This window comes from Pseudaestuariivita rosea, from assembly GCF_017592335.1.
Classification (GTDB): domain Bacteria; phylum Pseudomonadota; class Alphaproteobacteria; order Rhodobacterales; family Rhodobacteraceae; genus Parasulfitobacter; species Parasulfitobacter rosea.
Window position 1 is genome coordinate 1 of sequence record NZ_JACNMP010000064.1, and the last position, 7,793, is coordinate 7,793.

A 7,793-nucleotide genomic window follows, 5' to 3' on the forward strand; every position below is an offset into this window, starting at 1 on the left:
TCTCCCGAAGGTCCATCGAAAGTGCCTTACCCACTGCTCGCCCTCCATCTTGTGGTCGGCGACAGTGAATCAGCAAAATAAGCCTATGTGAATCCCCCTTGATTCAGGTCGATTTCATCACGCTCTAGCTGCCCACTTTCCTCTAGCTCACTCAGGTACGTCTCCATCGTATCCCACGCCTGAAAGACACTTACAGAGTTGGCCACCGTCTCCAGCTTAACCTGTTTCCTGACGGACACCTCGTTCGGTTTAATGGTCGCCCCATCTCGCAGATGGATCACAAAGGCATCTGACTCCTCGTCCTCGATGACCTCCTCGGCAAAGTCGTCCAGACCGCCTTTAGCAGCCTCGAGGTCGCCCTTCGGCACATTAATCGACACCCGGACCGTGCCGCGTTCGGCACGGCGCAACTGCTCTACAGACTCGTCACGTCCTGTAACTGCGTTGAAAGCGCCGCCAAAGTTGCTCTTGATGGCGCTCCACATTCCGCCTCCACCGATGTCTTCAATGAGCTCCGCACCGGTCGCCTCAGCAATGTCCATCTCAAGGTCGACGCGCTTGACGCCGACTGCTTCTATGATTGCCAGCTTGTCGGGGCTCCCAATGCGCACAATCTCAAACTGACGGCTCTCATCGGGAAAGCCAGCCTTGCGGAATAGTTGTTGAAAGTAGATGCGCAGGGATCCCGCATTCCGCCCGCAGTTCATGCAGATCACATGGTTATCGCGGATCAGAGCCATAAGGTCCGAGTTTAGAAAGTTCTCACCTGGCGCGGGAGGCCGTTCTCCAACCTCAACCTCAGGCGCTGGAGCGGTCGGAATAGTGACGCCTTGGCCGTCAGTGAAACGAGCACAGTGGACGGTGAGGCCGCCTCCCAGGATATCGCGGGAGCGCAATCCGCACGTGGATCGGTCGTCGCTGAATGTGATCGTTCGCTCTGCCTGCGTTCGGAACTGCCCCCATGCCTGCCGCACGAGTTGTTCAAGATTCTGCCCGTCATCAAGGAAACGCGCGCGTCGGTACTCAAGTGTTTTTGTCAGTGTAGCCAATGGCCGACCCCGTATTGGATTATCATAATGCTCTGAATAGCCTACTGATCAGAACGACACGGATAATATAACAATAAGCGCTCTGAGTGGGCTAAATGTCTATCGGTAGTAGCACACAGGACCGCTCTCGTCCAAGCGTTCTCCAGGCCCCAAGTCGGACCTGCTCTTGACATGCGGCGCTATCAACGACCGGTGCCATTCTCAAGCCTTGTAACCTACAGCAAGTCTGCGTTGCATTTCGTAATCACCAATTTCCTTATCTGACGACAGCTGTGCGGACCCCCTGCAAGGGTCAAAGATGGGTTCAGAATATTTTTGTTTGCCCGCTTTTTTGCCTCCATTCGTCTCTGGACAGGCTGGTTCGACCTTTCGGTGTGATCTCATAAATCCCGCGAACGCTCGCATCTCCACAGTAGAGTTTTTCAGGCCCCCACTGCGTAAGCCTATGTTCGATCTTGACGTCCACGCGGATTACTCGGTCTGTCCATGGGTCAAAGACTGGCATAACAAGAAATGACAGGGCATGATCGCGTGACAATTCCTCGATCGAAGTCAACCATCCTGCTCGACATTGCACCCACGGCTTAATTCCAAGGAGTGTTCTCCGCTGCCGCTCGCGGAGGAGCTTGTCTTCATTCGAATGGCTTGGTAGCTCAATCGCAAGTTTTCGCCGCTTCGCAGCAACGGCTTCACTTGGCGAGTTTGCCGCAACATTTGGCAATTTGAACATTGGCCATTTGCGGTTCGCGCAGTGCCACATAAGGATATTAGCTCGAATCCTATAAGCAGATCTGAACATCATGTCAGGTGGTGAAAGGCGTACGAAAATGGAATTCTTCCGAGCCTTTTCTGTGCTCGGCAAGGCGTTAAACACAGGATTTGCCAACTTCACCCTGAGCTTTGTTGTTCCATCAATTGAGATGTGGTCGAATAGGGGTGACCCACTAAGATCTTCAACCGCCTGACGTATCCAACGATTATCGCGAATTCCTGGGGTGCCGACCACATTGCTCAGATGGACACAGCGGATTTCTGCGTAATCTGAAAGCATCGACCCTAAGCTCCTTATCGTTTCATTGACTCCAGCTCCGCGAGCTTGACCATAAAAGATCAAACCATATACCAGCCGAAGAGCGTTCGGCGACATTGGACAGTTGTCACCAATATAATTGACGAGTGAGCTTGGAATATTGACTGCATGTGGATGCTCGTTGGAGAGCACGAAGTCTTTGGGCGTCACTTGGTTCATACCTATCTTTCCTTTAAGCCAATTTCGTCGAAAGAGAGATGGTTCCAAAGCACGCCGTACAAAAATCAAATTTTACCGTGTAACGATTGACCGGTACCGTTCAATTAGAGAACACAGCCGTGTTATCGCGCATCCACCACGCCAGGTCATAGCAGAAACCCGCCTAAATATTTTGAAGTTCCGTATTCTTTAATTGGATTCCCGTAGTCCTTGATCAGGAATTCCGTCGATTCATTCTTGGCTCTCACATACGTCACTGATACAGTTGGAGAAAGCGTAGCTGAACATAAGAGAACACATTAGAATGATAATAGAACCAAGTAGAATTGCTTGAGGGTCAGAATGGGAATTTTGGAGACACTTCTATTCAGATTACAGTAAGTTTCCCTGGCATTAGGGAAAAATGAAAGCCTACATCAGATGCAAGCGCATGATACTGTATTGAGCAAATGTACAACCGTCTTTTTTCAATGGCATTCTGTATCCCAGACTTCAAACGAGAATCGGACCGGACTCTTCATCCCAGTTATCTAGGGGCATTGCGTTAAGTTCTGCGCGCGCCTTCTGCCAGGACGGCATCCACTGATCCAAAACGGCGATAAAGGCATCGTCATGACGAGGCGATAGGAAATGGGCCACCTCATGTAGAGCAACATATTCGATTGCCTGTGGCGGCTTTTTTGATAACGATAGGTTGAGCCAGACACGTCCCGCCAATGGGTTACAGCTGCCCCACTTCGTCCGCATCCGTTTCACGCCGAGCAGCGGCCGTGAGACGCCAAGCAAGTCGGCCCATTTAGCTACTGCGGCACCACCGCGTGCCCGAAGCTCTTCTCGATACCAGCGTAGCACCATCCGCTCTCGGTCGGAAAACCCGGCGCCCGGGCGTACCCGCATGCGCAAGCCGTCGCTACCCTCGAGCGCGAGCCCACAGCGACCAGATGCCATTGCCTCGACGCGCAGGCGCAACGGGCGTCCGAGAAAGAAATGTGTCTCGCCAGATACATACGCCCGGCGCCCTTCCCGGGGCTGGAGCGCAAAGCCACGTCGTTTGCGTTCGATCCAAGGCAGCCGAGTGAGGAGAGCGACGCGGACCGCGTCGAGACTCATCGACGGAGGCGCAGCAACCCGCACCCGGCCATCCGGAGGGTAGACACCGATGTGAAGGTTCTTTATCGGCTTTTGGATGACCTCGATGTAAATCCCCGCCACGTGCAAGACATCAGTATTCATGTTGGGCCTTCACGATCTCAAAGATCACATCCGGTTTTGCGTTCGCAGGCAGGGCTTCTCGGATGCATCTCTTAACCAACCGTTCCTTCATGCGATTGTCGCGCCAGCCGTCGGGCGCATTTGCCCGCAGCGCGTTGTCAACGGCGCGGGCGACAGTCGCATCACCGCCAAGGTTATCGTAGAGCGCTTTTTGCCCTGGCGTCGTGATCCCGTCTGGGTAAGCTTCCGCATGGCCCTGTTTGGCCTGCCGAACAAGTTCCGCAATGCGTTCCAGGTAAACAGCGTATTCAATGGCCTCGTCGTGGCGCTGCTTGACCAGGTCCGCCAGAAGTTCAGACATTTTCTCATAGAACTTCGGATTGACCGGCGTCTCATCAATAATGAGTTTGCGCACGTTGTTCTCAATGGCCTCGGCCACATTCTCCTTTTTGCCGCTTACGGCCTTGCCTGCGGCATCGGCGGCCTCCGCTCCCTTGCTGGCCACAAGATCAATAAGGCTGATGTCGTCGAGATCTGAGACAACCTCCGAGTCATCCGCCTTGATGTAGGTATCGATCAGATGCCGCATAGCTGGCTCGAACAGCTTGAAGTCCACTGCGTCGCCGCTGTGCAACCGCACGGCGTTACGGATGTTCAGCGCGCGTTCGACCTCGTTGCGGTACTCCGCCATCTGTAAATCGTTGAAGCCCGACGCTGCTGGGTCCTCTGCCACTGAGGCAAAGGCTCGCGCGAACCGGCCCGCGATCTTGTAAAGTGCTTGCCGCCGCCGCGCCTTCTCTTCGGCCTCGAGGTCGATGCCGTGAGGGCTGGAAAAGTACGCGTAAACTTCTTCGTCACCTTTCGGATGCTCCACAGGCTCCATCAAGGCGAGCCAGGCCTCTTTTGAGCCAACCAGGTCATCGGACGCCTTATCAGCCCGGTCGGAGATCAAACCCTCGACGTCTGCCTGTTCGAATCCGTCAAAAGCTTCCGACGTGTAGTCGTCGACGGCATTCTCGATATTCTTGAATAGATCTTTGTAATCGACGACATAGCCGAATTCCTTGTCATCGCCGTCCAGCCGATTGACCCGGCAAATCGCCTGAAACAGCCCGTGATCGCGCATCTGCTTGTCGATATAGATGTAGGTCGCCGCGGGCGCGTCAAAGCCTGTCAAAAGGCGGCTCACAACGATCAGAAGCTTCATCTGCGCTGGTTCCTTGCGGAACTTGCGCAACGCCTCCTTCTCATACTCCTCTTCATCCTGATCGCCTAGAAGCGCATCGTAAACCTTGTACACATACTGCTTGTCAGTCTCGCCAAGGCCCGCCTCTTCGCCAGTCAACTCGGACGCATTCCGCTTGTAGGAGGTGACGATGGCGCATTTGTCGGCGATAGCGGAGCCGGAGTTACGGAATATCTCGAAGAATTTGCAGGCTTCGGGTATGGAACCCGCCACCAGCATGGCGTTGCCGTTCCCGGCCGCCAGACGCGGCTTCTTGACCATGTCCATGATGATGTCGGCGGCGAAGGTTTTGCATCATCCCCTCCTTCACCAACCGCGCCTTGTCCAGCCGCGCCTCAAGCGCCGCGATTTCGGCGTCCATTTCTTTGAGGACCCCGGCGATTGCTTTCTGCTCCTCGATCGTTGGCGGAACCAAAAAGTTCATTTCCAACAAAAACTTAAAGTGTCGATTATAACCTGTATTTGGTATTTCCTTCAACGAGAGCACGTCAGCCAAGAAACGAGCAGAAAATCCATCACGAGAGCCCAACGGCTGGGTACCATCCGCACCAAGCGCAAAATCAAAATCCACGAATTTGATGATGCGCGTGTGGTCGCCAAAAATAATCACACCACCAGGAGGCGGAACATAGCGACGGGCTTCGACATTGGTGTATCCGACGATCTTGCTCTTTCCTTGGTCTACAATCGGAATTGCCCCGTCAGACGCGTATTCAGTCGTCTGAACCTGTTTGTCTTTTGCATTGATCCGCTTGAATACGTCACCAAAATCGACTGTACCCCACTCCCCCGAGAAGCCGGGCAGGCGGCGGGTGGCGGTGAGGAGGTCCTGCATGGCGCCCTGCTTGATGCGCCGCTTCTTCGCAGTCAGCCGCTCCAGCCCCTCAATCACCCCATCCGCATCCGACAACGCCTCAGCAATGGCCTCTTGTTCGTTGAGGTCGCTCGGAACAACGGTTTCGAAAAACCCAAGTTCGTCACGATTGATCTTCGGAAGGCCACTTCTCGCGGATGCTGCCGTCGCAAACTCCGTGAAGGGCCGAGAAAGCATCAGATACATGAGGAACCGCGCCGACACGCCGTCTCTGGCGCGCACCGGATACATGTCGGCACTGCATAGGCAGGCTTCTTCGGCAAAGGTCAGTTTTTGAAGGTTGGGGCGGATCTTGCTGTAGATGATTTCGCCGGGCTGCACCAAATACTTGCCGCTGATCGCCCCCTGTTCTGTCGCGGTCATCCTGATGTCGAGGCGACCGGACGCACTTCTTATGTGGTCCGGCGCAACCAGCAACATCTCGCTGTAAGGCGCGGACTTCGGATTAACTTGGCCACTGGTGATGCTGGCAAGATCATAAAACGACGCTTCGGACCAACCATTCGGTTGTGACGGGACATTTTCGAGGTCGGTTTCACCGGTCATCCGTCAAACCCCATCGCCGCCAAATGCCCCGCCACCTTGGCCCCCAGCGCCTCCACCTCTGCGGCCAGTTCCGGCAGGGTCCGGCCATAGCGTTCGGTCAGCACGCGGACGCGGGCGGTGAGGGTTTCGGTGCGGGCCTCGACCTCGGCACCGATAGCGGTGGCAAGGTCGGTCAGCCATTTGTCTTCGACTACCAGCGTGCGGATCTCATCCTCCGTCAACGCGGGATATTTGCGCAGCACGGCCTCGTCCAGCGCGGCTTGCGCCTCTTTCGCCGCTTTCTTCGCCGCCGTCTCATCGGCCAGCAGCTTGGCGGCGCGCTTCAGCATCGGCGCTTCCTCCGCATCCGCCTCCCCCGTCTTTATCCGCGCCTTGACGGAAGCCGCAGTCAGCTTGCCTGCCTCGGTCAGCGCGTCCACCAGCAGCCCGCCCTCGGCCCCGTGTTCCTCCACCAGTTCCTCGATCTCGCGGCCCAGATCCTCGGCCCGGCTCTCGCGCGCCTCCAGCGCCGCTTGCAACTCAGGGAAGAAGCGCGCCACCACCAGCGCGGGCGGGATCACATCGGCCACCAGCCGGGTCTTGTTCACCGTCAGGTCGGCCTCTTCGAGCCATTTGGTCTTGTTCCCGTCCACCTCCTTGCGGGCCTCGCGCAATTCCTTCGCCGCCGCCCAACCATCGCCCACGATGATGAACACATCGTCCTGCATGGTCTCGGCCCAGTAGGACATGAGGCGCTGATAGGCCTCGTATTTGTCAACCAATGGCGCGGCGGCGAAGCGGGCCAGCATACCCTCGGATGCGAAGACATCGACGAACTAGCGCCTGACATACGTCGTCCAGGCCATCTCATTTGCCTTGTCATGCCCGAAGAGCCCGTTGAAGCTAGAGTACCCATCGGCATGGACCCAGCCTTTGTAACCTGCAAGGTGGCTGACGGAATGCTTACCCTTTCGATCAATGATGAACTGGTACCAGGCGCAAGGTGGTGATGACCCCGACCATGGCCGGTCATCGCGCACAACTGAATGGGCGCGCCGTCTTCAATCTGCAGTGATCACCAGTTACGCAGTGGGGCATGTCCCGTCACGAGCCCGCACTGTCCCTCTCCTGCTGCAACTCGTCAGGAAGCTGAAGCGGCTTCAGCCCAAGAAATTTGCGGTCCGCAGGTTTTGTGACGTGCTCATACACAGCAGCCCATGCCCGAGGTCGTTTTTCGTCACTTAGCATTTTGAAGTAAGACATCGTTGCGGCTCCAATCAGGATCTTCCGGCGGGTATCGTCTTTCTTGTTCTGCCGCGCGGCTTCCTGCTTCAATTGGTTGAGTTCGAGTTCCTTTGCTGCGATCTTTTGGGCAATCGTCTTTCGTGTCATCTGCATCTCCTTTTTTGCTAGGTGTCACGGATATCGGCTTCGGTTTCTCGCTTCGCTCCAATTTTTTTTGTGGTGGTACACGCGGCGAAGCCGCTACCCCGATAGGCTGCTATGCAGGCTAGAGCGTGATGAAATCGACCTGAATCAAGGGGGATTCACATAGGCTTATTTTGCTGATTCACTGTCGCCGACCACAAGATGGAGGGCGAGCAGTGGGTAAGGCACTTTCGATGGACCTTCGGGAGA

Annotated in this window: 7 protein-coding genes and 1 pseudogene; all 8 read right to left on the minus strand. The window is 55.6% G+C overall.

Annotated elements, in window-relative coordinates; translation table 11 throughout:
• Window positions 1-83 precede the first annotated feature (83 nt).
• Window positions 84-1,049, minus strand: coding sequence for a hypothetical protein (locus H7848_RS19310; RefSeq protein ID WP_208354574.1), 966 nt, complete (start codon window positions 1,047-1,049; stop codon window positions 84-86).
• Window positions 1,050-1,353: 304 nt separating this feature from the next.
• Complete coding sequence (locus H7848_RS19315) at window positions 1,354-2,298, minus strand: hypothetical protein (RefSeq protein ID WP_208354576.1); 945 nt, start codon at window positions 2,296-2,298, stop codon at window positions 1,354-1,356.
• A gap of 492 nt (window positions 2,299-2,790) precedes the next feature.
• Window positions 2,791-3,531, minus strand: a complete 741-nt coding sequence (locus tag H7848_RS19320; protein WP_208354578.1) for a M48 family metallopeptidase — start codon at window positions 3,529-3,531, stop codon at window positions 2,791-2,793.
• Complete coding sequence (locus H7848_RS19325; protein ID WP_208354580.1) at window positions 3,521-5,023, minus strand: type I restriction enzyme subunit R domain-containing protein; 1,503 nt, start codon at window positions 5,021-5,023, stop codon at window positions 3,521-3,523. Before H7848_RS19325 ends, H7848_RS19320 begins: the two co-directional genes overlap by 11 nt.
• Entirely contained in the window at window positions 4,920-6,176 is a 1,257-nt protein-coding gene (locus H7848_RS19330) for a restriction endonuclease subunit S (protein ID WP_208354583.1), read from the minus strand. Before H7848_RS19330 ends, H7848_RS19325 begins: the two co-directional genes overlap by 104 nt.
• Entirely contained in the window at window positions 6,173-6,964 is a 792-nt protein-coding gene (locus H7848_RS19335; RefSeq protein ID WP_208354584.1) for a hypothetical protein, read from the minus strand. The genes H7848_RS19330 and H7848_RS19335 overlap by 4 nt, the downstream gene beginning before the upstream one ends.
• A 27-nt stretch (window positions 6,965-6,991) precedes the next feature.
• Window positions 6,992-7,201: pseudogene (locus tag H7848_RS19340) on the minus strand (IS66 family transposase); the annotation flags it as partial.
• A gap of 58 nt (window positions 7,202-7,259) precedes the next feature.
• The gene (locus H7848_RS19345; RefSeq protein WP_208354585.1) at window positions 7,260-7,547 is read right to left on the minus strand and encodes a hypothetical protein; all 288 of its coding nucleotides are present in this window, start codon (window positions 7,545-7,547) and stop codon (window positions 7,260-7,262) included.
• Window positions 7,548-7,793: the final 246 nt, after the last annotated feature.